Here is a 26,273-nt window from a genome sequence, read left to right as displayed (position 1 = left end):
TTTCTACCTCAGTTTCAGGGTGGCAAGGCCGACCAGGACCAGAATCACGGTGATGATCCAGAAACGGACAATCACACGCGGCTCAGGCCAGCCCTTGAGTTCAAAGTGGTGGTGAATCGGCGCCATGCGGAACACGCGGCGCCCGGTCAACTTGAAGGACGCCACCTGGATGACCACCGACAGGGTTTCCATCACGAACACACCGCCCATGATGAACAACACGATTTCCTGGCGAACGATCACCGCGATGGTACCCAGGGCCGCGCCCAGCGCCAGTGCGCCGACATCGCCCATGAAGACTTGTGCGGGGTAGGTGTTGAACCACAGGAACCCCAGGCCGGCACCGATCAAGGCACCGCAGAACACGATCAGCTCACCCGCGCCCGGTACGTAGGGGATCAGCAGGTATTCAGCGAATTTCACGTTACCCGACAGGTAGCAGAAGATACCCAGGGCGCCGCCTACCATCACCGTCGGCATGATCGCCAGGCCGTCGAGGCCGTCGGTCAGGTTCACCGCGTTGCTGGAGCCGACGATCACGAAGTAGGTCAGCACCACGAAGCCGATGCCCAACGGGATGCTGGCGTCCTTGAGCATCGGGATGATCAAGGTGGTTTCCACTGCGCTTGGCGCCGTGGTGTAGAGGAAGATCGCGGCGGCAAGGCCGAACACCGACTGCCAGAAATACTTCCAGCGGCTTGGCAGCCCCTTGGAGTTTTTCTCGATCACTTTGCGGTAGTCATCGACCCAGCCGATGGCGCCGAACAGGAGGGTCACCAGCAGCACCACCCAAACGTAGCGGTTGTGCAGGTCGGCCCACAGCAAGGTGCTGATACCGATGGACGACAGGATCAGCGCACCGCCCATGGTCGGGGTGCCGGACTTGGACAGGTGCGACTGCGGGCCGTCATTACGAACCGATTGACCAATTTGCAGGTTCTGCAGGGTGCGGATCATCCACGGCCCTAAAAACAGCGACAAAGACAGCGCGGTCAGCACACCCAGGATCCCGCGCAGGGTCAGGTACTGAAAGACCGCGAAGCCTTTGTGGAACTGTTGCAGATACTCAGCCAGCAGCAGCAGCATTAATGTTTCTCCGTACTTGAGCCACACAAGGCCGCGACGACGTTTTCCATCACCGCGCTGCGCGATCCCTTGATCAAAATGGTTGTGTGTTTGTCTTGTTCTGCCACGCCCAGCGCCTGGATCAACTCGGCCTGGGTGGCGAAATGGCGCGCACCGGGGCCGAAGGCAGCCACGGCATGGGCCATGTTCGGGCCGACGGCGTAGAGGGCGTCGACTTTGCCTGCGGCATACGCGCCGACTTCGCGATGACCTTGTTCAGCCCAGTCGCCCAACTCGCCGATATCGCCCAACACCAGCACCTTGCGCCCATCGAAACCTTTGAGCAGGTCGACAGCGGCGTTGACGGACGATGGATTGGCGTTATAGGTGTCATCGATCACACGCATGCCGTTGCTCGCCAGTTGCGCAACAGTGCGGCCCTTGACCGGCTGCACTGCGCCCAGGCCCGTGGCGATACCGAACAGCGACACGCCCAAGGCGCCAGCCGCAGCCGCAGCCGCCAGGGCATTGGCGACGTTATGGTTGCCGAGCAAATTCAGTTGCACGTGCTCGCTACCTTGCGGTGTGTGCAACGTGAAGGACGGGCAGCCACGGGCATCGACGGTGATGTCGGAGGCATGGAAATCAGCCGCGGCGTTACGCACGGCAAACGTCAGGACCTTGCGACCGGCGGCGCGTACACGCCAGGTCTCGAAGGCCTTGTCGTCCAGGTTCAAGACTGCAGTGCCCGATGCATCAAGGCCCTCGAGGATTTCACCCTTGGCCTCGACGATTTTTTCCGGGCCACCGAACTCGCCGACGTGGGCCGTACCGGCGTTATTGATAATGGCGACGTGGGGCTTGGTCAGCGCCACGGTGTAGGCGATTTCGCCGATGCGCGAGGCACCCAGTTCGATCACCGCCGCCGTGTGTTCCGGGGCGAGTTCGAGCAGGGTCAGCGGAGCGCCGAAATCATTGTTCAGGTTGCCACGGGTGGCCAGCACGGGGCCGCGCGTACGCAGGATACCGGCGAGCAGCTCCTTGACCGTGGTCTTGCCGCTGGAGCCGGTAATGGCGACAACGGGCTTGTCGAACGCGGCGCGGTTCAGCGCACCCAATTGGCCGAGGGCCAGGCGGGTATCGGCGACCAGCAGTTGCGGCAAGGTGGAATCAGCCACTTCGCGCTGCACCAAGGCACCTGCGGCGCCTTTGGCGGCGACGTCGTTCAGGTAGTCGTGACCGTCGAAACGCGGGCCGGCCAGGGCGACAAACAGTTGCCCCGGCTGGATCGCACGGCTGTCGATGCTCACGCAGCTGAAGCTGCAATCGCTCGACAGTATGCGTGCCGACAGGGCCTGGGTCAGTTCGCTGAACGTCATCGCCTTAAGCATGGGCAACCTCCCAGGCGGTCAAGGCATGATCGGCCTCGACCAGATCGGAGAAGGCATGACGCTCGCCGTTGATTTCCTGGTAATCCTCATGCCCCTTACCGGCCAGCACAACCACGTCGTCAGCACTGGCGCTGGCGATCAACTGGGCGATTGCCGCGCCGCGACCGGCGACGAAGGTGGCCTTGGATGCATCTTTGAAGCCGGTGCGAATGTCATCGAAAATCCGGCCTGGGTCTTCGCTGCGCGGGTTGTCGTCGGTGACGAGCACACCATCGGCCAGGCGTTCGACGATCTCGGCCATCAACGGCCGCTTGCCGCGATCACGATCACCGCCACAGCCGAACAGGCAGAGCAACTTGCCCTTGGCGTGAGGGCGCAAGGCTTCGAGGACTTTTTCCAGCGCATCCGGGGTATGGGCGTAGTCAACCACCACCAGCGGCTGCGTACCGCCCCCCAGGCGCTGCATGCGACCGGCCGGGCCTTCCAGCTTCGGCAGCACCTTGAGAATCTCGTCCAGTGCGTAATCCAGGCCGAGCAGTGCGCCGATGGCGGCAAGTACATTACTCAGGTTGAAACGCCCGAGCAGGCTGCTGCGCAAGTGGTGCTCGCCCTGAGGCGTGACCAGTGTGGCGCGCACGCCTTCGTCATTGAATTGGGCTTCGCGGCAATACAGGTAAGCGCCGGCGTCTTCCAGGCTGTAGGTGATCAGGCGCGCTTCGCTGTCTTGGGCCGCCAGTTGGCGACCAAAAGCGTCGTCCAGGTTGATCACCCGGCACTTGAGGTCATTCCAGGCAAACAGCTTGGCCTTGGCGGCGGCGTACGCCTCCATGGTGCCGTGATAATCCAGGTGATCGCGGGACAGGTTGGTCATCACTGCCACATCAAAGGCCAGGGCGGTGACGCGGCCCTGGTCCAGACCGTGGGACGACACTTCCATGGCAATCGCCTTGGCACCGGCCTTTTTCAGGTCGGCCAGGGTCGCTTGCACGGCGATGGGGTTCGGCGTGGTGTGCAGGCCGCTTTGCAGCGCGCCATAAAAACCGGTACCCAGGGTGCCGACGATGCCGCAGTGCTGGCCCAGCAGGTCAAGGGCCTGGGCGACCAATTGGGTCACGCTGGTCTTGCCGTTGGTGCCCGTCACGCCCACCAGATTGAGGTGGCGGCTCGGGTCGCCGTAAAAACGCCCGGCAATATCGGACAGTTGCTTGGCCAGCCCCTTGACCGGGATCAGCGGCACGTCGGTGATCGGCAGCACCGTGGCGCCTTCGACTTCATAGGCCACGGCAGCCGCGCCGCGCTGCAACGCGTCGGCGATGTGCGCACGGCCATCGAACTTGCCGCCCGGCACTGCCAGGAACAGGTCGCCAGCGCGCACGTTACGGCTGTCCAGGGTCAACTCGCGAATCAGCAGATCGCGGCCGGCGTGGGCAAAAATCTTGTTCAGGCTAAGAGACATCAGCCGCGCCCTCCATTGGCTTTTACTGCAGCGGCCGGTGGTCCGGCATTCGCTTGTTGGGTCGGCGGCAGGTTATCCGGGGTGATGTTCATCAGGCGCAGGGTGCCGGACATCACTTTGCTGAACACCGGCGCCGATACCAGGCCACCGAAGTAACCGGCTTTGCTCGGCTCATCGATCACAACGACGATGGCGTAGCGCGGATCGCTCATCGGACCGAAGCCGGCGAACAGCGAGCGGTAGGAGTTTTCGGCATAGCCCTTGGTGCCCACCGACGTCTTACGCGCGGTACCGGACTTGCCGGCCACGTGATACGCCGGCACCTGGGCACGGAATACGCCGCGCGGTGCTTCGATCACTTGTTGCAGCATGCCCTGCATGGTCTTGGCGACGTTTTCCGGGATCACCTGGGTGGCTTTCGGCGCTTCGTCGACGTGGATCAGGCTCAGCGGCACCATGCGTCCGTTATTGGCCAGCACCGAGAAGGCATGGGCCAGCTGGATGGCGGTCACCGACAGGCCGTAGCCGTAGGAAAGCGTGGCGGTCTCGGCTTTTTTCCAGTCGCGGTAGTTGGGCAGGTTGCCGACGCGCTCACCCGGGAAGTCCAGGCCGGTGGGTTGCCCCAGGCCAATCTTCTGCGCCAGGTGGTAGATGGTTTCACCACCGATGTCGAAGGCGACCTTACTCATGCCCACGTTACTGGAGTTGATCAGGATACCTGTCAAATCCAGCACCGGGCCTTCAGTACGGGACACGTCGCGAATGGTGTATTTACCCAGCTGCAAGGTACCCGGATACACCTCGACCTTGTCGCTGGGCTTCCAGCGTCCGGTTTCCAGGGCGGCACTCATGGAGATGGCTTTCATGGTCGAGCCCGGCTCGAACACGTCGATCATTGCGCGGTTACGCATCATCGCCGGTTGCAGGTTGCGACGGTTGTTCGGGTTGTAGGTCGGCTGGTTGACCATGGCGAGGATCTCGCCGGTCTTCACGTCCATGATCACCAGGCTGCCGGCCTTGGCGCCGTTCTCGATGATCGCGTTACGTAGCTCGCGATTCGCCAGGTATTGCAGGCGCAGGTCAATCGACAACGCCAAGGGCTTACCGGCCTTGGCGTTTTTAGTGACTTGGACATCCTTGATCAACCTGCCGCGCCGATCCTTGATGACCTGTCGTTTTCCCGGTACCCCGGCCAACCATTCATCGTAGGCAAGTTCCACACCTTCACGACCATGATCGTCAATGTCGGTAAAGCCGACCATATGGGCAGTGGTTTCACCGGCCGGGTAGAAACGACGGAACTCCTCGATGCCGTAGACACCGGGGACTTTAAGGTCGAGCACCTGCTGGCCTTGTTCGGGGGTAAGGCCGCGAACGAGGTAGATAAATTCTTTATTTGCCTGGGCCTCGAGGCGCTCAGCCAAGGCTTTTGGATCCTGGCCCAGGGCGGCAGCCAGCTGCGGCCACTTGTCCTTGGCAACCTGCAATTCCTTGGCGTTGGCCCACAGGGTGGTCACCGGCGTACTCACCGCCAACGGCTCGCCGTTACGGTCGGTGATCAGGCCACGGTGCGCAGGGATCTGGATGTGACGCAGGCTACGGGCATCGCCCTGGCCGATCAGGAAGTCACGGTCGACCACTTGCAGGTCGATGATCCGCCAGGCAATCGCACCCACCATCAATGCCAGCAAGCCAAGCATCAGGCGGAAGCGCCATGGGTAGAGTGCGCCTTCCAGCTTCATCATGGCGCCACCATGCGCACTTCGGCCGCACCTGGGATGTGCATTTTCAGCTGTTCGGTGGCCAGGACTTCGATACGGCTGTGGGCCGTCCAGGTGCTTTGCTCGAGGATCAACCGGCCCCACTCCGCCTGCGCCTTGTCACGCACGCTCAATTCCCCATAGAGGGTATTGAGCAGTTGGCGGTTGTAATGGGCGCTGTAGGACACCGCAATTGCGGACACCAGCACGCCGACAAACAGCAGCAACATAAAGAAGCTGCCGCCCGGGAGGGGCTTGGCGAAAAGCTTGCTCACCGCAGCTTCTCCGCGACGCGCATGACGGCGCTACGGGAACGTGGGTTGGCCTTGAGTTCGGCTTCGGAAGCGAACTGCGCTTTGCCATGGATTTTGATTTTCGGCACAAAGGCTTCGAAACGTACCGGCAGGTTGCGCGGCAGGTTGTCGGACTCGCCCTTGACCAGGCGGCGCATGAACAGCTTGACGATGCGGTCTTCCAGAGAATGGAAGCTGATCACCACCAGGCGACCACCCACTTCCAGCGCCTCGAGGGCAGCCTCGAGGCCAGCCTCCAGGTCGCCCAATTCGTTGTTGACGTGGATACGCAGGCCCTGGAACGCGCGGGTCGCCGGGTTCTTGCCCTTTTCCCACGCGGGGTTGGCGACTTTCAGCACTTCGGCCAGGTCGGCGGTGCGCTCGAACGGCTGGATTTCGCGACGCTCCACCACGGCACGGGCCATGCGGCCGGCGAAGCGCTCTTCACCGTATTCCTTGAAAACACGGGCGATTTCTTCCACCGGCGCAGTGGCAATGAACTGCGCGGCACTGACGCCACGGGTAGGGTCCATGCGCATGTCGAGGGGGCCGTCGTTCATGAAGCTGAAGCCGCGCTCCGGGTCATCGAGCTGCGGCGAAGACACGCCCAGGTCGAGCAAAACCCCGGCCACCTTGCCCGCCATGCCGCGCTCGGCGACTTCGGCACCGAGTTCGGCAAAGCTGCGCTGCACAACGACAAAGCGGCCGTCTTCGGCCGCTAGCGCTTGCCCGGTGGCAATCGCTTGGGGGTCTTTGTCAAACCCGAGGAGCTTGCCGTCGGGCCCGAGCTGGCTGAGGATCAACCGGCTATGCCCGCCCCTGCCAAAGGTACCGTCCAGATAGCAGCCATCCGCGCGTACGGCGAGAGCCTCAACGGCTTCGTCAAGCAGTACGGTGATGTGGTTAAAGCCGCTATCAATAGTCACAGGATCAAATCACGCAGTTCATCAGGCATGGCGCCCGGTTGTTGAATAGCAGCCAGGTCAGCTGCAGAAACAGCATCCCAGGCATCTTCGTCCCACAATTGGAACTTGTTCAGTTGGCCGACCAGCATTGCGCGCTTATCCAGCTTGGCGTACTCGCGCAAACGCGGGGGCACCAGAAAACGGCCACTGCCATCGAGCTCGAGGTCGACGGCATTACCAATCAGCAAACGCTGCAGACGGCGGTTTTCTTCACGCAATGAAGGCAAGGCACGCAACTTGGTCTCAATCAACTCCCACTCATCGAGGGGGTAAACACATAAACAAGGGTCAACGGCATCGATTGTGATGATCAACTGTCCGGAACTTCGCGAAATCAGCTCGTCACGATACCGGCTCGGCATGGCGAGACGGCCTTTTGCATCGAGACTGATAGCGTTAGCTCCGCGAAACACAGATGCGTTTCTCCAAATTTTAGCGTTTTACGTTAAAAAAACCCACTTTGTGCCACTTTCCGCCACTTGCGCACACTATAGGAATGCGCCCACCACACCGTCAAGGCGCGGATTCAAGGAAAAGCCTTACAGATCGGAGATTTAGGAGCGTAAAAGGAGGAGAAACCAGAGTTCGGCGGTGTTTTTGGCTCGACAAGCACAAATAGCTCAAAGAGCTACAGATCAAAGTTAAAGTGATTTATTAAGAGTAAGATTTTTTTGGTATTACGAAGATGCATCTGCCAATGATTTGGCAGGGAGGGATTCTTGCGTTACTACCGGTTTTCTGCCCGAGATTCGGACAGAAGGAAAAAGGTGGAGAGTCGATCTGTAAGCCGGGTTCTGTCTTGAACAGTCATTCGTCTACGATGGCCATCACTGGACATCTTTAGCAACCTACCCGGTCCCAGCGCGGGCCACGCCTTGGGACCCTATTTGGTCTTGCTCCAAGTGGGGTTTACCTAGCCACGAACTGTTGCCAGTCGTGCGGTGCGCTCTTACCGCACCTTTTCACCCTTACCGGCACCGAAGTGCTTAGGCGGTTATTTTCTGTGGCACTTTCCGTAGGCTCACGCCTCCCAGGCATTACCTGGCACTTCGCCCTATGGAGCCCGGACTTTCCTCCCCCCCCTAATTTTCATAGAGGGCAGCGACTGTCCAATCGACTCTCCGCCGCGCAGGTTAACGGCACGACGGCCTCAGGACAAGTATTAAAAGTGCAGCATTGCCATCACGTTCGGACGGAATACCGGTTTCCCCCCGGAACTATTCGGCTTTCTGTTTATCCAGCGCAACTTGATACAACACATTCTTGCGTACCCCGGTGATTTCCGCCGCCAACGCCGCAGCGCGCTTGAGGGGCATCTCCTTGAGCAGCAGATCGAGGATACGCATGGCCTCGCTGCCGACGGCCTCTTCATGTTCCGGCGCGGTCCAGCCCGCCACCAACACCACACACTCGCCGCGCTGCTGATTACTGTCGCCCTCGACGAACGCGCGCAGCGCTTCCAGCGGCAGGCCCTTGAGGGTTTCGAAGGTTTTGGTCAGCTCACGGGCCAGCAGTGCCAGGCGCTCGCCGCCGAACACCAGTTCCATATCCTGCAGGCATTCAAGAATACGATGAGGCGCTTCGTAGAAGATCAGCGTGCGCGGTTCCTCTTTCAATGCCTGTAGACGCGCACGACGCCCCACGGCCTTGGCCGGCAGGAAACCTTCGAAAATAAAACGGTCCGACGGCAGGCCTGCCGCCGACAATGCAGCGATCAGCGCGCACGCGCCTGGAACAGGCACTACATTAATACCTGCGGCACGTGCCTGGCGAACCAGATGGTAACCAGGATCGGAGATCAGCGGCGTACCTGCATCCGAGATCAGGGCCACATCGTCACCCGCCAACAAACGCACGATAAAGCGGCTGCCTTCTTCGCGCTCGTTATGCTCGTGACAAGCCGCCAATGGCGTACTGATACCAAAATGCTGCATTAAACGCTGGGAGTGTCGAGTGTCTTCCGCCGCAATCAATTTAACCTCGCGCAACACTTTCAGCGCCCGGGCACTGATGTCGTCCAGGTTGCCAATGGGCGTCGCCACGACAAAAAGCGAGCCTGCAGTGGAATTCAAAGGACCTGGAGCAGTCAAAACGCACACCTCGATGGTTGGCAAAAGCCATATTGTAGCGCGTAGGCGCCTCGGAAATATGCCATCACGGCCGATGGCTTTTCAGCCGTCCCTGGCTGATCGCAACATTTGCACGACCTAAATCGACGGTTTCACGCCAGTAACATCGCGCCTGGGCCAGTGCTTGGGTACAATTCCACGCTAATTTGATCGGTATCAGGAACACTTACATGATCGCTTGCCTGCGGCTGCTCTCCGCCCTCTGCCTCGCTGCCTTACTGGCCGCTTGCGCCAGCTCGCCCTCGTCCAGCCTTGGCGACCTTCCACGGACCCCGGACGCCAGTATCGAGCAACTGCTCGAACAGGCCACCACCGCCAAGACGCCAGAAAAGGCCGCGTTGCTGCGCCTGAGTGCGGCAGACATGGCCTACCGCCAGAACAACCCTGGCCGCTCGTCGCAGATTCTTGCGCAAGTGTCCCTGGATGTCCTCAAGCCAGCCGCGCAAGTCTTTGCCAGCACCCTGGCTGCCGAATTGGCCATGACGCGCAACCAGCCCAAGGCCGCGCTGACCGCCTTGAACCATCCGAGCCTGCAAAGCCTGAAGGAGCTGCCGACCGAACAGCAGATCCGCACTGGCACCGTGCACGCCCGCGCTTATGAAGCCGATGGCCAGACCCTGGCCGCGGCCCGCGAACGCGTTGCCATGGCGCCATTGCTCAGCGGCGATGCCGCCAAAAGCAATCACGAAGCCATCTGGACCTTGATTGCCGCACTGCCTGCAGAACAACTGCAAGCCAGCGGCAACCCGACCCTGGACGGCTGGATCACCCTGGCCCAAGCCGTCAAGGGCGCCGGTACGCTTGAGCAACAGCAGGCCGCTATCGACACCTGGCGCGCACAAAACCCGGGCCACCCGGCCGCCGTGCAGCTGCCAACCCCGCTGACCAAGCTCAAGGAGCTGGCCAGCCAGCCCCTGAACAAGATTGCCCTGCTGCTGCCCCAGGATGGCCCGCTGGCCTCCGTCGGCAAGGCCCTGCGCGAAGGTTTCATGGCGGCGCACTACCAGGCTGAACAAGCCGGGCAGAAACCACCGGTCATCGAGTTCTATGACAGCTCGCGTCTGGCCTCCATCGACGACTTCTATGCCAAGGCCCAGGCTGCAGGCGTGCAACTGGTGGTTGGCCCGCTGGAGAAGCCATTGGTCAAGCAGCTCAGCACGCGTCCTCAGCTCCCCATCACCACGCTGGCGTTGAACTACAGCGAAACCGATCAGGGCCCGGCGCAATTGTTCCAGTTCGGCCTGGCCGCTGAAGACGAAGCCCGCGAAGTGTCGCGCCGCGCCCGTGCCGATGGCCTGCACCGCGCCGCTGCCATGGTGCCCCGTGGCGAGTGGGGCGAGCGTGTCTACAAGGCCTTCCGCCAGGATTGGGAAGCCAACGGTGGCACGGTTGTCGGTGTCGAGTATGTCGACCAGCCGGTCGCCCTCGCCCAGCAAATTGCCGACCTGTTCCAACTGCGTAAAAGCGAAGGCCGCGCCAAGAGCCTGCAAAGCACAGTCGGCACAGACGTAGCGGCACAGCCGTCACGTCGCCAGGACATCGAGTTCATCTTCCTGGCCGTTACCCCGCAACTGGCCCAGCAGATCAAGCCGACCCTGAACTTCCAGTACGCCGGTGATGTGCCGGTGTACGCCACGTCCCACGTATTCAGCGCCAGCGGTGACAAGAACCAGTACCTGGACATGACCAACGTGATGTTCTGCGAAACCCCTTGGCTGCTCAACACCACCGACCCGCTGCGTAACCAGGTTGCCGCACAATGGCCGCAAGCCAATGGCAGCCTTGGCCGCCTGTATGCGATGGGCGTCGACGCCTACCGCCTGGCCCCGCGCCTGGGCCAGTTGAAGGCACTGCCGGATACACGGATTGACGGCCTCTCGGGCAACCTGGGCATCAGCACCAACCAGCGCGTCGATCGCCAGATGCCATGGGCGAAGTTCGTCGGTGGCGAGATCCAGCGCCTGCCGGACACCCCGCGCTGATGCCGGAGCGGTCTACTGCACAAAGCGGCAAGGATGCCGAACTTCAAGCATTGAAACACTTGCAACAACAGGGTCTGCGCCTGCTGGCGCAGAACTGGTTGTGTAAACGCGGCGAGCTTGATCTGGTCATGCTTGACGGCGATACAGTAGTATTCGTCGAAGTCCGCTACAGAAAACACGCACAATGGGGTGGCGCACTCGCCAGTATCGACGGGCGCAAGCGTCAGAAGCTGATACTCGCTGCGCAGTTTTTCCTGCAAGAAGAGCATCGCTGGGCCGACGCCCCCTGCCGTTTCGATGTGGTTGCCATGGAAAGCACCCCGTCTGGTCAGGTTGATCTGAACTGGCTGCAAAATGCCTTCGACAACTGATTCACCGGACATCTTCACCACACACTTTTGCTCTTTGCTTTGCGGGCTGCACATTCCTGTGCCAAACAGCCGCGCTACTTAAGGTCACACAGATGGACATGCAATCCAGAATTCGCCAGCTTTTCCAGGCCAGCATCGACACCAAGCAACAGGCGATGGACGTACTTGCACCGCACATCGAGCAAGCCAGTCAGGTCATGGTCAATGCCTTGCTCAACGAAGGCAAAATGCTTTCGTGCGGCAACGGCGGTTCGGCCGGCGATGCCCAGCATTTTTCGTCCGAACTGCTCAACCGCTTCGAACGTGAGCGCCCGAGCCTGCCGGCCATCGCCTTGACCACCGATTCGTCGACGATCACCTCGATCGCCAACGACTACAGCTACAACGAAATCTTCTCCAAGCAGATCCGCGCCCTGGGCCAACCAGGCGATGTGCTGCTGGCGATCTCCACCAGCGGCAACTCGGCGAATATTATTCAAGCGATCCAGGCCGCACATGATCGCGAAATGATTGTCGTAGCATTGACCGGACGCGACGGCGGCGGCATGGCCTCGCTGCTGCTGCCCGAAGATGTGGAGATTCGCGTCCCGGCCAATGTCACCGCACGTATTCAGGAAGTCCACCTGCTGGCGATCCATTGCCTGTGCGATCTGATCGACAGCCAACTGTTTGGGAGTGAAGAATGACCGTTAACCGCCTCGGCCTTTTGGCCATTACGTTGTGCCTCGGCATCAGCGGCTGCAGCACGGCAATCACTGCGACACGTGACACCCCTATTCAGGATGACAAGGGCACCCGCACCTTCGGCAGCAAGATTGATGACTCGCTGATCGAAACCAAGGTCGAGGTCAACATTGCCAAAGCCGCCACGGACCTGGGCAACGGTGCTTCACGCATCGTCGTGACCAGCTTCAACGGCGTGGTACTGCTCGCAGGCCAAACGCCACGCGCCGACCTCAAGGCCCAGGCCGAACAGGCGGCCTCAGCCGTACAGCGGGTCAAGAAGGTCCACAACGAATTGCAGGTCATGGACCCGATCACCCTGCTGGCCATCAGCAACGATGCCCTGCTGACGACCAAGATCAAGGCACAGATGCTGACCGACAACGCGATTCCCGGCTCGCGGATCAAAGTGGTCACCGATAACGGCATCGTCTACCTGATGGGCCTGCTGACCCAGGCGGAAGCCACGCGCGCAGCCAACCTGGTGCAGGGCGTATCCGGCGTGCAGAAGATCGTCAAGGTGTTCGAGTACATCGATTGATGTAAGCGCCAGCCATGAAAAAGGGCGCCATGCATTCACTGCATGGCGCCCTTTTTAGTGACCAGCGTTTATTGGTATTGCTGGTACGGGTTGCCCTGGAACTGGTTGTTCTGCTGCGGCGCTTGCTGCTGCGCGCCAGGCTGGCCGTACTGCTGGCCGGGGATCGGGCCGAGGTTCACTTCTACGCGACGGTTCTGCGCACGACCGTTCACGTCGGCGTTGCTGGCTATCGGGTTATCCGGGCCGGCACCGCGCGCACTGAGGTTGGCACCATTGACGCCTTGGGACGTCAGGTAGTTGGCCACGCTCTGGGCACGGCGCTGGGACAGGTCCATGTTCAGTTGGCGGCTGCCGGTGCTGTCGGTGTAACCGACGATCTGGATGGTGTTCTGGTTGAACTGCTTGAGGGAGTTGGCCAGGTTGTTCAGCGGCTGGTAGAAGCTGCTGGAGATCGCGTCCGAGTTGGTGGCGAAGGTGATGTTACCCGGCATGATCAGCTTGATCTGGTCGCCCTGGCGCTGAACTTCAACCCCGGTATTGGCCATGCTCTCACGCAGTTTCTTTTCCTGCTGGTCGGCGTAGTAGCCGTAACCCGCGGCGCCGGCACCCGCAACCACGGCGCCGATCAGCGCGCCCTTGCCACGGTTGTTATGGTCGATGGCAGCACCCGCCAATGCACCGGCCAGGGCACCCAGGCCACCGTACTTGGCGGTCTTGCTCATACCGCTGGATTCATTATTCGCCTGTCCCTGGCTGCCACCGCCATAAGGATTAGGTGAAGCGCAGCCGGACAACAGGGCTACGGCGGTAGCGACAACAAGCAGACGACGCGGAGTGAACATGAAGGGAGCTCCTACTTTTGCATTCTGTGGTGCAAAGGACATTGGCAATGGACCCGTGCCGAGTTTGGAACGCGACAAACGGTAAAAATTCCGTGGGCGCGCCCAGTGCTGTAACAAAACATTCGGGTCTTGCGTTGCTACAGAAACCGTAGCAGACACATGCTGAACGCGGCCTGAGTTTTTGCTACAGCGGATTGCCGTTCGAACAATTGCTTCACGCCCGCACAAATGGGTTCTCACGCATCTCGTCACCCAGGCGCGTGTCCGGGCCATGGCCGGTCACCACCGTCGCGCCCTCGTCCAGCGTGTAGAGCCGTTGCTTGATCGAACGCACGATCGTCGCCTGGTCCCCGCCCCACAAATCCGTACGCCCAACACCGCGCCGAAACAGCGTGTCCCCGGCAATCAGCAGCTTGGCATCGGCAAACCAGAAGCTCATCGAGCCTGGCGTGTGCCCCGGTGTATGCAACGCCACACCGCACCCACAGGCCAACGCCTCATCATCGGCCAGCCAGCGATCCGGCGACGGCACCGGCGTGTAGGGCACACCAAACATCTGGCACTGCATCTCCAGGTTGTCCCAGAGAAACTGGTCTTCCTTGTGCAGGTGCAGGGTGGCACCGGTCTTTTCCTTCAATTGCCCCGAGGCCAGGAAGTGATCGAGATGGGCATGGGTGTGGATGATGCTCACCACTTTCAGGTCCAGGGCATCGAGGCGCGCCAGGATCAATTCATGATTGCCACCCGGGTCGACCACGATGGCCTTTTTGGTGATGGGGTCGCCAATGATCGTGCAGTTGCACTGCAACGGGCCGACCGGGAAGGTTTCGCGGATCAGCGCGGCTTTTTCAATATTCATCGATGCTCCTGCGGGCGCTATGGCATATTCCACACAGTATGGTTGACGAGGCGCCAGACCTGAAGAGCAGCGACTGCTAAGCTTTCCCACGCCATCGAAAAACAACCCAGGCCCCCGCCACCGTGCCGCGTTGGAGCGATCCCCATGGCGAATCAACTGATCATCTGCGAGCACTGCGACTGTGTGTACGAAAAAGTCACGCTCGCCAAACATCAAAAAGCCCACTGCATACGTTGCGCAGGCGTGCTCCAGCGCTACAACGGCCTGACCGTGCAACAGCGTCTCGCCCTGACGCTGACGGCTGCGGTGCTGTGGACGTTCGCCAATTTCTATCCCGTGATGAGTATCAGCCTGCAAGGCCTGAAAAGCAGCGCCACGCTATGGGACTCGGTAGTAGCGCTGAGCCTGGGGCCGATCACGTTTATCGCGTTGGTGGCGGCCATTTCCATCATCATCGCGCCGGTGTTCCAGTTGCTGCTGCTGATGTGGGTCTTGAGCTTCGCCCTCGCGGGCAAGCGCTCACCGGCGTTCCGATTGTGCATGCGTTGGCTGGAGGCACTCAGGCCCTGGAGCATGCTGGAGGTGTGCCTGCTCGGGGCAATGGTGGCGGTGTTCAAGCTGGCCGGCATGCTTGATGTGATCCCCGGCACCGGCCTGTTTGCCCTGGCCGTGCTCAGCCTGTTACTGATCCGCATTGCCGGGCGTGATGTGCGCGACCTGTGGGACAGCGTATGAGCACACCGCCGACGGCCAGCGAGCTCGGCCTGTGCCTCTGTCACAGTTGCGGATTGTCCTGCGACCTGCGCGACGGGCCGACCGAATGCGAGCGCTGCGGCGCGCCCTTGCACCGGCGTAAGGTCAGTTCCCTGACGCGCACCTGGGCCTACATGCTTACCGCGCTGGCGTTCTATGTGCCGGCCAATCTCCTGCCGGTGATGAACACCACCATGCTCGGCTCGGGGGCGGACAGCACCATCATGAGCGGGGTGCTGGAGTTCTGGCAGCACGGCGCGTGGGACATCGCGCTGATTATTTTCATCGCCAGCATCGCAGTGCCCGGCATCAAGTTTGTGTCCCTGGCCCTGCTGCTGGTCACCGTGCAGCGCAATAGCCTTTGGGCACGCAAGGAACGTTCGAAGCTGTTCCGCTTCGTCGAACTGATTGGCTACTGGTCGATGCTGGATGTCATCGTGGTCGCGCTGGTGGCCGCGCTGGTGAAGTTCCAGGCCCTGGGCACCATCGAGCCGCGCCTGGGCATCCTGTTTTTCGGCCTGGTGGTGGTGTTTACCATGCTGGCCGCCATGAGCTTCGACCCGAGGCTGATCTGGGAAACCCCACACAACAAGGAGACCGCGGATGACGTCACATCCCACTGACACCCCGCAAGCCCCAGGATCGCCTGCAATCAAGACACGGCGCTTCAGCGTTTCGCTGGTGTGGATCGTGCCGATCGTCGCGGTGCTGGTGGGGATTTCGCTGGTGGTACACAGCGTCCTCCAACAGGGCCCGACCATCACCCTCAATTTCAAGACCGGCAGCGGTCTGACCGCGAACAAAACCGAGGTCAAGTACCGCAACGTGGTGATCGGCCAGGTGACCGACGTCGCCTTGAGCGACGACCAGAAAAGCGTCAACGCCACGGTTCAACTGGCCAAGCAGGCCGAAAGTTTCACCCGCGCCGATTCACAGTTCTGGGTGGTGCGCCCGCGTATCGGCGCCGGCGGCGTATCCGGCATCGACACCCTGCTCTCCGGCGACTACATCGGTGCCGACATCGGCCAATCGGAGACCCGTGCCAAGCAGTTCAAAGGCCTGGAAAACCCGCCGCCCATCACCTACGGCGAGCCTGGCAAGCGTTTCACGCTGCACACGCAGACCCTCGGCTCGCTGGATATCGGCTCACCGGTGTACTACCGCAAAATCGAGGTCGGCCAGGTGGTGGCCTACGAGTTGGATGCCGAAGGCAAGGGTGTCAATGTCGAGGTGTTCGTGCATGCACCCAATGATGCCTATGTCACCGAAAACACGCGTTTCTGGAATGCCAGCGGGGTTGACCTGAGCGTGGGCGCCAATGGCTTCGCGCTGAAGACCGAATCGCTTTCGTCCATGCTGGTCGGCGGCATCGCCTTTCGGGCGCCGCCGTACAGCCCCAACGACAAACCGGCCGACGAGGCACGTACCTTTGAGCTCTTCGACGACCAGGACAGCGCCCTCGCCCCACCCAATGGCGAGGGGCAATACATGGCCCTGCGCTTCGACCAGGCATTGCGCGGGCTCAAGGTCGGGGCGCCGGTGGAGTTCCTCGGCGTCGAGTTTGGCAAGGTGGTGTCGATCAACCTGGACTTCGATGCCAGTAAACGCAGCTTCCCACTCAACGTCGGTATCGTGATCTATCCACAGTTGCTCGGGCAGGCCCACACCAAACTGCTCAAGGTCATGAACCATGACCCCAACGATGAGGCCGCCGGCGTACGGCTGATCGGCTCGTTCATCGAAAATGGCCTGCGCGCCCAGGCGCGCAGCGGCAACCTGTTGACCGGCCAGTTATACATCGCGCTGGACTTCTACCCGAAAGCCGAGAAGGTCAAATTTGACCCCAGCCTGCGACCGGTCAGCATTCCAACCATTCCCGGCAACCTCGAGCAACTGCAGGAAAAACTCGAGAGCATCGTCAACAAGATCAACCAACTGCCGATCGAACGCATTGCCGGCAACCTCGACAGCAACCTGGTCGAGCTGCGCAAAGGCCTGACCCAATTCAATGCCAAGACCCTGCCCGGCGTGCAGAACACCCTCGCTGACGTGAGCAAGACGCTGCAATCGGCCAGTTCCACCCTGGCCGAGGACTCACCGCAGCGTGAACAGCTGACCCAGACCCTGGATGAACTGGGGCGCATGTCGCGTTCCCTGCGCGAACTGTCGGACTACCTGGGCCGTCACCCGGAATCGCTGATTCGCGGCCGTCCCGACAACGCCGCGCCCCTGGACCTGCAAGGACCACCGCGCAAATGACCCCTGGAGCAAACGCCATGACGTTTCCGTTGAAAATCACAGTGGTCGGCATGCTGCTGTTGCTGGCGGCGTGCAGCAGTACGCCGATTACCTTTCATACGCTGACACCGGCGCACTGGAATACGGCCACGGGAGCCGACGCAGGCAGCATCCGGATTGAAAGCATCACCGTTCCCCCCCAGGTCGACCGACCGCAGATTGTGATCCGCCAGGGCGACAGTGGCGTGGCCATCCTGGAAACCCAGTGGTGGGCCGCGAGCCTCGCGGATGAGCTGAGGAGTGCGCTGGTGGACCAACTGGCCAGCAGCAACCCTCGGCAATCGATGTTGTTGCGTCTTGAAGTGCAGCGCTTTGACTCCGTGCCCGGCCAATACGCATTGCTCGACGTCAAATGGCGCCTGCGCCCGGCCGGTGGCACCGAGCGCCCACCGCTGACCTGCCGGACCACGTTGCAGTCGCCCGCCGGGCCGAGCATCGACAACGTGGTGCTCGCCCATCAAAACAATCTCAAGCGCTTTGCCGCGCAGGTCAGCCAGGCGGTCGACAGGTCAGCCGGCCAGTGCCCGACGACACCGTAAACCGCCCGGCACTTACGCCAGCAAGCCCATGGCCTTGGCTCGCGCCACGGCCTGGGTGCGTCGCTCCACCCCAAGCTTGCTGTTGATGTGGCTGGCGTGGGTCTTGACGGTGTGCAGGGAGATAAACAGCTGGTTGCTGATTTCCTGGTTGGAGCAGCCTTGGGCGATCAGTTGCAGGACCGCCAGCTCGCGCGTGCTCAGGGTTTCGTGGCCAGTCGTGACCTCGGGCGTCACGGCCGCCGGGAGAAGCGCGAGCAGGCTCTGGTGCAACACACCTTGCGGGTCTTTGCCCAATTGCTCACGCATCCAGTCCGGATGCCCGTCCAACAAGCGCTGGAACGGTTGTAACGCGCCCCCGGCACCCGCCTCGAACGCCTGGGCCAGCACCGGCCGCGCCCTGGCTTCCTGGCCGCACTCGAGCAGCAACTGGGCCTGCTGGGTCAGCGCCATCAGGGCAATCATCTGGCGCCCGCTGTTGCGGGCCTGTTGCGCCAGTGCTTCGAGCCGCTCCAGCGCCGCCTGGGGCTGATAGCGCACGGCATCGAGGGCGGCTTGTTGCAGCCCGATATGTTGCGGCAAGTGCGGGTGGAATTCCGGTGCAGCAGCGGCCTGTTCGCCGTGGTAAGTCTGCCCCAGCCGCGTCAGCCAGGCATCTGCCAGGTCGGTGCGGCCCTGGGCCAGCCACAGTTCGCATTTGATCAGGGTAATCATCGCCAGGTAGTAGATCGGCGGCACATCCCAGATATGCATCAGGCGCTCGGCTTCGGCGAGTTCGGCGAAGGCTTTGGGAAAGTCATGGCGCCGCCCTTCGAAGCTGGCGATCACGCAATGGCCGATCAGCACGCTGATATCGCGACAGGCCCGCGCCTCGGCCAGGCCTGCGCGCAGGAGGGCAATGCCGGTTTCGGGCTGGTTGCGCACCAACAGCAAATAGCCTTCGTAGAGCGACAGCCGCGCACGCACCGCATACAGTCGCTGCGGTGCCAGGCCGTGCAGGCGCTGCAGGCCCTGGCGCACCTCGTCGAGGGCGCGCAGGATTTCGCCGCGGGCCTGCAGCACCCGTGCACGGTCGTAATGGGCCAGGGCTTCGAACAGCGGGTTGCCGACGCGCTGCGCCAGTTCCAGGGATTCGCGGTTCAGGCCACGGGCGCGCCACAAATCGCCATCGGCAATGGCCAGGTTGGACAGGGTCGACAGGCACACCAGGCGCTGGCCGTAACGCCGTTGCGGCAGGCTGTCCAACGCCTCGCTGCAATAGCGCTGCGTCAATTCACGGTCGCCGCGACCGCGGGCGATAATCCCGCTCAGCGCCAGCCACTGGGCCAGCATCGAGCGCTGTGCGGTGGCCGAGGGCGCCGGCAGGAAGCGACTGAGGTACGCGGACAGCTCCTGCGCCGCGTCCAACTGGCAGGCCAGTGCCAACGCCCAGCTGTACAGCACAATCAGGCGCGGCGTGCTGATCAGCAGGCTGTCGGGCAAGTCCATTTTCCAGCGCAGCAACATGCCGACATTCTGCTCGGCAAGCAGTTGTTCTTCGGACAGGTTCTGCACCAGGTTGGCCGCCACGTCGAGGTGCCCGGCGCGCAACGCCTGCTCCACCGCCTCGTCGATCAAGCCCTGGGCGTTGAACCAACGGCACGCGCGCAGATGCAGGCTGGCGGCCGGCAAGACATTGCTGCTCGCGCGACGGGTGCGCAGCAGGTCGGAGAACAAATGGTGATAACGGTACCAGTGCCCCTGCTCGTCCAGGGGCACCAGGAACACCTGGTGGGCTTGCAGGTAACGCAGGATCTCGGCGCTGTCATGGGCTTCGCGCACGGCATCGCACAACTCGCTGCAAAAACGCTCCTGGGGCGCGGTGTCGAACAGGAACGCCTGCACTTCGGGTGGCAGGCAGTCGATCACTTCTTCCAGCAGGTAGTCGCGGATCAGCCCTTCCCCACCGTGCAGGCTTTGCGGCAAGGCGTCCTCGCTGCCGGCTTCGGAAGCCGCCAGCAGCCAAAAGCGCAGACCGGCCACCCAGCCTTCGCTGCGGCGGATGAGATTGTCGAGGGCTTCACCACTCAAGGAACTGCTGTGGCGATCCAGCAACGCCTGGGATTCGGCATGGGTCAGGCGCAGGTCTTGCTCGTGCAACTCCAGCAAATGCCGTGACAACCGCAATCGCGCCAGATGCCAGTCCGGGCGTTGGCGGCTGGTGACCAGCACCACCAGGCCATCGGGCAAATGGTTGAGGAAGAATTGCAGGCAACGGTCCAGCACCGGCCCCTGGGCCAAATGGTAGTCATCCAGCACCAGCAATAATGGCGCACGGGTGGACAGGTGCACGGTCAGCTCATCGAGCAGGCCGTCGAGCCACTCTTCAAACGCAAAGGGTTGGTGACGCTGGCGCATTTTCAGCAAGCCCAGGGATTGGGCGCCGAGTGCCGGGAAGTAGTGCTGCAACCCTTCGAGCAGGCGCTCAAGAAAACGCCCCGGGTCGTTGTCCCGTGGGCTCAGGCCCAGCCACAGGCTGTGCCAGTGAGCCGGCAGGCCCTGGCAGAACTCCACCGCCAACGAACTCTTGCCGAACCCGGCCGGTGCGCAGACCAGCAGCAACCGCCCTTCCAGGCCGGCGCCCAGCCGTTCACACAGGCGCGGGCGCAGCACGTAGCCATCAGGCAGCGGGGGCCTGTAGAAGCGACCTTCCAGGGTCGGGATTACCCGGCTGGCGGGCCCTTGGATTCGGGACAGATCAGTCATCGCCGGGCTCTTGTAGAAGGCTGTTGTCGGCATTGCAGATGTCCGCAGACTAGCGGTAAAAGCGGCGGGTTTGTAGATCTTTGCAACATTTGCCTGAAAAAGAACTGAGACAAGAAATATCGCCGCAAACAAAAAGTGGAAGGGGCTTGATCCCGATAGAGGCGGATCAGTCAATGCTGCGCTGACTGTCACATCGCTATCGGGGGCAAGCGCCCTCCCACCTTGAGTTACTCGTGCAGCTTAGCGAACACCGTCCTGGCGCAGGGCCGCCGGGGTGAAGTCGCTGGTGGTGGCGGTGAAGCCGAAGTCATAGGCCTGCTTTTCTTCGTTCTTCATGCCCAGGGCCAGGTAGCGGCCGGACTGCAGGTCGTAGAGGGTTTCCAGGGCGTACCACGGCACTTGCTTGTCGTAGTAGTTCTCGGCATGGGCTTCGGCGACACGCCACAGTTGGCCACGGCCGTCGTAGTGGTCGATCACTGCGGCTTGCCAGGTGTCTTCGTCGATGTAGAAGTCACGCTTGGCGTAGATGTGGCGCTGGCCTTCCTTCAAGGTCGCGACCACGTGCCAGACACGGCGCAGCTCGTAGCGTGCCAGGTCCTGGTTGATGTGGCCGGCCTTGATGATGTCGGCGTACTTGAGCTTCGGATCGTCGATCTTGTAGCTGTTGGAGGCGATGTAGATTTCCTTCTTGCCTTCCAGTTTCCAGTCGTAGCGGTCCGGCGCACCGTTGTACATGTCGAGGTTGTCAGAGGTACGCAGGCCGTCGGCGGCGGTACCCGGCCCGTCATAGGACACTTGCGGCGCCCGGCGCACGCGGCGCTGGCCGGCGTTGTAGACCCACGCCGAACGCGGCTCCTTCACCTGGTCCAGGGTTTCGTGCACCAGCAGCACACCACCGGCCAGACGTGCCGGGGCGGTCACTTGCTGCTTGAAGTAGAACAGCACGTTACCCGGGTTCTTCGGGTCGAAGTCCTTCATCTTGTCGCGGAACACGAACTGGTCGCGGAAGTACACCAGGCTGTAGGAGCCGTTGGTTTGCGGCGTGGCCTGGGTCACCAGGCGGGTCACGCTGCCACCGCGATAACGGGTGATGTGGTTCCAGATGACTTCCACGCCGCTTTTCGGGATCGGGAACGGTATGGCGGTTTCGAAGTTTTCCAGGCCGTTGCCGCCAGACACGAGGTTGGTGGTGGTGGCGTTCTTCTTGATGGAGGCGAACACATCGGCCGGTACGGTAGCGCCGCGATGGGTCGGGTAGACCGGCATCTTGAAGGTTTCCGGGTAACGCTTGAACATCGCGTACTGCCCCGGTGCCAGCTTGTCCTTGTACTGCTCGACGTTCTGCGCGGTGATGGTGAACTGCGGTTGCTCACTGGCGTACGGGTTGGCGAGGAAACCTTTGGCATCCACAGCGCCGGCGTTGGTCGGCATCGGCGACCATTTCGGGATGGTGCCGGCCGCGTTACCGGCCATTTCCGCGCCCATCGGCGTCAGGGTCGTGCCCAGCTTGGCGGCTTCATCCGCCGACACTGCCGCCATGACATTGCTCGCCAGGATCGACAGCCCAAGCACACCCACATGCAACAGACTTTTGGTTATTTTCATGTTCTGGTCTTCCTGAAAATACAGTGTGCTTAGAAGTTGGCGCCGAAGCTCAGGGCGACGAAGTCGCGGTCATTCACCGTAGTGAACTCGCCACCAAAGAAGTTGGTGTAAGCCAGGCTGGCGGTGTAGGTGTTCTGGTATTCGGCATCCAGACCCAGGCTGACGGCTTTACGGCCCTCTTCGAAGTTGGCGCCAGGGCCAGGAGCATAGCCCTTGACGTCATGGGACCAGGCCACGTTTGGCTTGAGGTTCACACCCGCGAAGACGTCCGGGTACTCCCAGATAGCCCGACCGCGATAGCCCCAGGAAGTGGCAGTGGTGAAACCATCATTGTTGCAGTTGGTGCTCAGGCCGTTGGCGTTGGCCAGCCCGGCCCCTTGTGCGGTTGAGGTGTTCAATGCGTTACAGGCATTGTTCGGCAGCGTGCCTGGACCAAAAACAGGGTCACGGCCATAGCGCACGTCCGACTTGCTTTCCAGGCCTCCCACGTGGGTCACGCCGACTTCGCCCACCAGCGTCAGACGGCTGGCGCCCATGACCTGGTCGAAGAAATGGGTAAACGTGGTTTGGAACTGGCTGACTTCCTTACGACGATAGCCATGCAAATCCTGGCCTGGAGCCCCGTTAAGCAACGAGGCATTTCCCAGCACCGGACCACCAAGAGGCTTCACGCCTGCAAACAGAATGTCGGTGGAGTTCAACTGCACAGGAGCGTTCGGGCGATAGCTCAACTCACCGCTCCAGGCCGTCCCTGTAGGCAAGGTGGTGGAAAAGCTCAAACCATACAGACGGATATCTTCCGGGTATTCGATGAAGTAGTTGGAGTTACCTGCTACTACCAACGGCGCCAATTGCCCGACTTGCGCCGCACTGGCGAATGCAGCCCGAGAAGCACCCTGCGCGCTGAAAATCGGCGCTCGACTATGGTAGTTCATGAAATACGCGCCGAACTCGGTGTCGAGCGGCTCGAAGTTGTAGTGCATCGCTGCACCCCATTGACCGCTGTCACGCGCGTCACGATCAGGGCCGCGTTTTACCAGGACACCTTCATTGTTGATATCAACTCCACGGGCTGCCAACGCGGGCAAGAACTGCGCCGGCACAGCGGAGCGTTTATTCAACACCCTCAAGTTGTCTTTGCAGCCATCGGACACGATATCCGGCTGCGAGAAGAACGTCCCACAGTTGTCCGTGACGGTCTGGTCCCATTCCAGTTGATAGAACGCTTCTGCCGACAGGTTATCGGTCAAGGTTTGCGACACATAGAACATGTTGACCGGAATCAAGCCTTCCTTGATTTCCGCACCCGGACGACGGAACGCAGACACGTCAATCGGGTTGATGGAGTTGATACCACCGCCGATGAAGGTACTTTCGCCCCAACTCACCACCTGCTTACCGAACCGCACGCTGCCCGGCTGATCGGCAATGGCATAGTTGTGATAGACGAAGGCGTCGAGAATCTGCCCGCCGGAAGACTTGGCGCCTTCCTTGCGATTGTTATCGCTGATGTCCTTGAACTCACGGCTTTCGTCCTTGAGTTCGAAGTCATACCAGTACTTGCCGCGCACGAATACGCCGGTGTCGCCGTATTTCAATTCCAGGTCATGGATGCCCTTGAAGATCTTCGAGAACGTTTCACCGCGCTTGAAGTTCAAGTGCCCATCATCGGAGGTCTGGGACAGACCTTTGCCACCGTTGTTGGCACCGATCAGATCCTGGTTCGGCTTGGCCGTCGACCAGCTCGCCCCCACAGACAGCGACGAGTCAAAACTCCCTTCGATTTCACCGATATTGAAACTGACGCCGAATGCGGGCCCGGCGAGCGTAGAGGCGAGACTGACGGCCAGGGGCAGTCTTGCCCGGCGCCAGAACTGGTTTACTGAGGTCATCGACGCTACTCCATGTGCATTATTGTTATGGCAGTGAGTTTGTTCTGTGATGCTTGTAACGGCCGGAATACAACGATTCCAATGCCGCCTGGCAACTGAACCTCCATGGCCCGAAGCGACGCATCCTTGAAAAACTCTGGGTGGGACTATAGCCAGCAGGGGGTACCGCTTGATCCCTCTAAAGTGTGATTTGCATCACCAACCCGTCTGCCACAGCCCTTTCGCCATGTCGGCGAAGGCCGACGCGGCAAGGATGGCTGAAAATTGGCAAATCACAAGTGAAGGCGCGAGATAGAGCATCGCCGTGCCACAAGGGCACGGCAAATCAGCTCAGAGGGTGGACAGGAAGGTGCTGTTGTTGGCCTGCCATTCAATGATGTCAATACGGATACGTTTTTTGTCGAGCTTGCCGACACTGGTCTTGGGAATTTCCGTAACAACGGCGATCTGGCTCGGAATCGCCCACTTGCTCAAATGGCCCAGTTCGACAAAAGGCTTGAGGTGTTCCTTGAGCTCGCGGGCCCCAATCTCATGGCCATCACGCACCACCAGCAACGCAAACGAACGCTCGCCCCACTGCGGGTCGGCGATGCCCACCACCGCTACTTCGCGTACCGCCGGGTGACGGCTGACCAGGTCTTCGAGGGCCAGGGAGGAGATCCACTCGCCGCCGGTCTTGATCACGTCCTTGATGCGGTCGCGGATATCGATCACCCCAAATGCATCGAGGGTGGCCACGTCGCCGGTGTGCATCCAGCCACCCGCCCACAGCTCGGCGCCCTTCTGCGGCTCGTTGTAATACCCCTCGGTCAGCCACGGCGCGCGCAGCACCAACTCACCCTGGGACTCGCCGTCGGCAGGCAGGAAATTGCCCTCGGCGTCCATGATCGCCGCTTCCACCAACGGCCCGGGCACGCCGGCCTTGATGCGGTAGCTGATGCGCTCGTCCTCGGTGCCGGCCATCAGCTCCTCGTTGAGGTGGGCGCAGGACACCAACGGGCCGGTCTCGGACATGCCGTACGCGGCGGTGAGCTGAATCCCGCGGGCCTTTGCCGCCTCATACAGCGTGCGGTTGAGCGCACTGCCGCCGATGACGATTTTCCAGCCGCCAAAATCGACGCCTTGGGCAGCCTTGGCGTTGAGCACCATTTGCAGGATGGTCGGCACGCAGTGGGAAAAGGTGACCTTCTCCTTGCGCCACAGCTCCACCAGGTATTCCGGGTCGTAGCGGCCGGGGTAGACCTGCTTAAGGCCAAGCATGGTCGCCACATACGGCAGGCCCCAGGCATGCACGTGGAACATCGGCGTGATCGGCATGTACACGTCGTTGGTACCCAGCAGGCGCACACTGTCGACGCTGCCCATGATGGTCGCCACGCCGATGGTGTGCAGCACCAGCTGGCGATGGGTGAAGTACACGCCCTTGGGGTTGCCGGTGGTACCGGTGGTGTAGAAGGTGGTGGCGACGGAGTGTTCGTCGAAGTCCTGGAAATCGTACTTCGGGCTGGCGGCGGCCAGCAGGGTTTCATACTCACCGACCAGGTTGGGCAACTCGGCGGTCTTGGCTTCGCCGTCGGTGAGCAGCAGCGTCTTGTCGACGGTGGCGAGCTGCCCGGCAATGGCCTGGTAGAGCCCCACGAACTCGCTGTTGACCAGCACGAAGCGGTCCTCGGCGTGGTTCATGGTGTAGAGAATCTGTTCCGGCGACAGGCGCACATTGATGGTGTGGATCACCGCGCCGATCATCGGGATGGCGAACATGCATTCCAGGTAACGATGACTGTCCCAATCCATCACCGCCACAGTGTCACCGGCCTTGACCCCGGCTGCGGTGAGCACGTTGGCCAGGCGCGCGACGCGCTCGATCAAGGTGGGGTAGGTGTAGCGCAGCTTGTCGCGATAGACAATTTCCCGGGTCTTCTCGTAACGGGTACCGGACATCAACAGGCGCTTGATCAACAGCGGGTATTGATACGCACCTTCGGCGGGCGGAATAACACGGGTCTGCAACATACGAATCCCTTTTATGACTGCACGGTCTTGGCTTGAAGACCTGCACTGTAGAGA

General features: G+C 61.3%; 22 protein-coding genes and 1 other RNA gene. 8 read left to right on the top strand and 15 right to left on the bottom strand.

Annotated features, from left to right (window positions below; translation table 11 throughout):
- Window positions 1-3 precede the first annotated feature (3 nt).
- From mraY to rsmI, 9 genes are all read right to left on the bottom strand, one after another.
- Window positions 4-1,086 (bottom strand): phospho-N-acetylmuramoyl-pentapeptide-transferase, encoded by a 1,083-nt coding sequence (gene mraY, locus J3D60_RS26365; RefSeq protein ID WP_003171875.1) that lies wholly within the window; start codon window positions 1,084-1,086, stop codon window positions 4-6.
- Complete coding sequence (gene murF, locus J3D60_RS26360) at window positions 1,086-2,456, bottom strand: UDP-N-acetylmuramoyl-tripeptide--D-alanyl-D-alanine ligase (RefSeq protein WP_253493319.1); 1,371 nt, start codon at window positions 2,454-2,456, stop codon at window positions 1,086-1,088. The genes mraY and murF overlap by 1 nt, the downstream gene beginning before the upstream one ends.
- Window positions 2,449-3,912, bottom strand: a complete 1,464-nt coding sequence (locus J3D60_RS26355) for a UDP-N-acetylmuramoyl-L-alanyl-D-glutamate--2,6-diaminopimelate ligase (RefSeq protein WP_253493316.1) — start codon at window positions 3,910-3,912, stop codon at window positions 2,449-2,451. The genes murF and J3D60_RS26355 overlap by 8 nt, the downstream gene beginning before the upstream one ends.
- Window positions 3,912-5,654, bottom strand: a complete 1,743-nt coding sequence (locus J3D60_RS26350) for a penicillin-binding protein 2 (RefSeq protein WP_162844256.1) — start codon at window positions 5,652-5,654, stop codon at window positions 3,912-3,914. Before J3D60_RS26350 ends, J3D60_RS26355 begins: the two co-directional genes overlap by 1 nt.
- On the bottom strand, window positions 5,654-5,947 hold the full coding sequence (gene ftsL / locus J3D60_RS26345; RefSeq protein ID WP_003216203.1) for a cell division protein FtsL: 294 nt from the start codon (window positions 5,945-5,947) through the stop codon (window positions 5,654-5,656). The genes J3D60_RS26350 and ftsL overlap by 1 nt, the downstream gene beginning before the upstream one ends.
- Window positions 5,944-6,885 (bottom strand): 16S rRNA (cytosine(1402)-N(4))-methyltransferase RsmH, encoded by a 942-nt coding sequence (rsmH, locus tag J3D60_RS26340; protein ID WP_085989259.1) that lies wholly within the window; start codon window positions 6,883-6,885, stop codon window positions 5,944-5,946. The genes ftsL and rsmH overlap by 4 nt, the downstream gene beginning before the upstream one ends.
- 2 nt (window positions 6,886-6,887) lie before the next feature.
- Window positions 6,888-7,343 (bottom strand): division/cell wall cluster transcriptional repressor MraZ, encoded by a 456-nt coding sequence (gene mraZ / locus J3D60_RS26335; RefSeq protein WP_003171868.1) that lies wholly within the window; start codon window positions 7,341-7,343, stop codon window positions 6,888-6,890.
- A gap of 354 nt (window positions 7,344-7,697) precedes the next feature.
- An RNA gene (gene rnpB / locus J3D60_RS26330) (RNase P RNA component class A) lies at window positions 7,698-8,051 on the bottom strand.
- Window positions 8,052-8,147: 96 nt separating this feature from the next.
- Window positions 8,148-9,020 carry a 16S rRNA (cytidine(1402)-2'-O)-methyltransferase gene (rsmI, locus tag J3D60_RS26325; RefSeq protein WP_065938556.1) on the bottom strand — a complete coding sequence of 291 codons (873 nt, stop codon included), beginning with the start codon at window positions 9,018-9,020 and terminating at the stop codon, window positions 8,148-8,150.
- Between the two features lie 209 nt (window positions 9,021-9,229).
- Here rsmI and J3D60_RS26320 point away from each other — a divergent pair, with 209 nt between their 5' ends.
- The 4 genes from J3D60_RS26320 (at window position 9,230) to J3D60_RS26305 (ending at window position 12,676) form a co-directional block, all read left to right on the top strand.
- Window positions 9,230-11,041, top strand: coding sequence for a penicillin-binding protein activator (locus J3D60_RS26320; protein WP_065938555.1), 1,812 nt, complete (start codon window positions 9,230-9,232; stop codon window positions 11,039-11,041).
- On the top strand, window positions 11,041-11,412 hold the full coding sequence (locus J3D60_RS26315) for a YraN family protein (RefSeq protein ID WP_065938554.1): 372 nt from the start codon (window positions 11,041-11,043) through the stop codon (window positions 11,410-11,412). The genes J3D60_RS26320 and J3D60_RS26315 overlap by 1 nt, the downstream gene beginning before the upstream one ends.
- A gap of 92 nt (window positions 11,413-11,504) precedes the next feature.
- On the top strand, window positions 11,505-12,098 hold the full coding sequence (locus tag J3D60_RS26310; protein WP_007904374.1) for a phosphoheptose isomerase: 594 nt from the start codon (window positions 11,505-11,507) through the stop codon (window positions 12,096-12,098).
- Window positions 12,095-12,676, top strand: coding sequence for a BON domain-containing protein (locus J3D60_RS26305; RefSeq protein WP_027604770.1), 582 nt, complete (start codon window positions 12,095-12,097; stop codon window positions 12,674-12,676). Before J3D60_RS26310 ends, J3D60_RS26305 begins: the two co-directional genes overlap by 4 nt.
- A 68-nt stretch (window positions 12,677-12,744) precedes the next feature.
- Here the strand turns inward: J3D60_RS26305 and J3D60_RS26300 are convergent, their stop codons facing one another.
- A complete protein-coding gene (locus tag J3D60_RS26300; protein WP_027604771.1) occupies window positions 12,745-13,518 on the bottom strand; it encodes an OmpA family lipoprotein in 774 nt (257 codons plus the stop codon).
- A gap of 214 nt (window positions 13,519-13,732) precedes the next feature.
- Window positions 13,733-14,377 (bottom strand): MBL fold metallo-hydrolase, encoded by a 645-nt coding sequence (locus J3D60_RS26295; protein ID WP_065938553.1) that lies wholly within the window; start codon window positions 14,375-14,377, stop codon window positions 13,733-13,735.
- Between the two features lie 144 nt (window positions 14,378-14,521).
- Here J3D60_RS26295 and J3D60_RS26290 point away from each other — a divergent pair, with 144 nt between their 5' ends.
- From J3D60_RS26290 to J3D60_RS26275, 4 genes are read left to right on the top strand one after another with little or no spacing between them, the layout of a single operon-like run.
- Window positions 14,522-15,112: a paraquat-inducible protein A gene (locus tag J3D60_RS26290; protein ID WP_027604773.1), complete on the top strand. Its 591-nt coding sequence runs from the start codon at window positions 14,522-14,524 to the stop codon at window positions 15,110-15,112.
- Window positions 15,109-15,753, top strand: a complete 645-nt coding sequence (locus tag J3D60_RS26285) for a paraquat-inducible protein A (protein WP_065938552.1) — start codon at window positions 15,109-15,111, stop codon at window positions 15,751-15,753. Before J3D60_RS26290 ends, J3D60_RS26285 begins: the two co-directional genes overlap by 4 nt.
- A complete protein-coding gene (locus J3D60_RS26280; RefSeq protein ID WP_098480362.1) occupies window positions 15,734-17,389 on the top strand; it encodes an intermembrane transport protein PqiB in 1,656 nt (551 codons plus the stop codon). Before J3D60_RS26285 ends, J3D60_RS26280 begins: the two co-directional genes overlap by 20 nt.
- A 17-nt stretch (window positions 17,390-17,406) precedes the next feature.
- Window positions 17,407-17,967, top strand: a complete 561-nt coding sequence (locus tag J3D60_RS26275) for a membrane integrity-associated transporter subunit PqiC (protein WP_253493314.1) — start codon at window positions 17,407-17,409, stop codon at window positions 17,965-17,967.
- Window positions 17,968-17,979: 12 nt separating this feature from the next.
- On the opposite strand, the gene J3D60_RS26270 is transcribed toward J3D60_RS26275, so the two are convergent.
- The 4 genes from J3D60_RS26270 to J3D60_RS26255 form a co-directional block, all read right to left on the bottom strand.
- Window positions 17,980-20,709, bottom strand: a complete 2,730-nt coding sequence (locus J3D60_RS26270; RefSeq protein WP_253493312.1) for a LuxR C-terminal-related transcriptional regulator — start codon at window positions 20,707-20,709, stop codon at window positions 17,980-17,982.
- 240 nt (window positions 20,710-20,949) lie between these two features.
- Entirely contained in the window at window positions 20,950-22,314 is a 1,365-nt protein-coding gene (locus J3D60_RS26265) for a DUF1329 domain-containing protein (protein WP_065924270.1), read from the bottom strand.
- A 29-nt stretch (window positions 22,315-22,343) separates the two neighbouring features.
- Window positions 22,344-24,206: a DUF1302 domain-containing protein gene (locus J3D60_RS26260; protein WP_141156769.1), complete on the bottom strand. Its 1,863-nt coding sequence runs from the start codon at window positions 24,204-24,206 to the stop codon at window positions 22,344-22,346.
- Window positions 24,207-24,536: 330 nt separating this feature from the next.
- Window positions 24,537-26,219 (bottom strand): fatty acid--CoA ligase, encoded by a 1,683-nt coding sequence (locus J3D60_RS26255; RefSeq protein WP_253493310.1) that lies wholly within the window; start codon window positions 26,217-26,219, stop codon window positions 24,537-24,539.
- Window positions 26,220-26,273: the final 54 nt, after the last annotated feature.

This window comes from Pseudomonas sp. S3E17, from assembly GCF_024168685.1.
GTDB lineage: Bacteria > Pseudomonadota > Gammaproteobacteria > Pseudomonadales > Pseudomonadaceae > Aquipseudomonas > Aquipseudomonas marginalis.
Note: the sequence above shows the minus strand (reverse complement) of the source record. Positions and strands in the feature narration are given on the sequence as shown.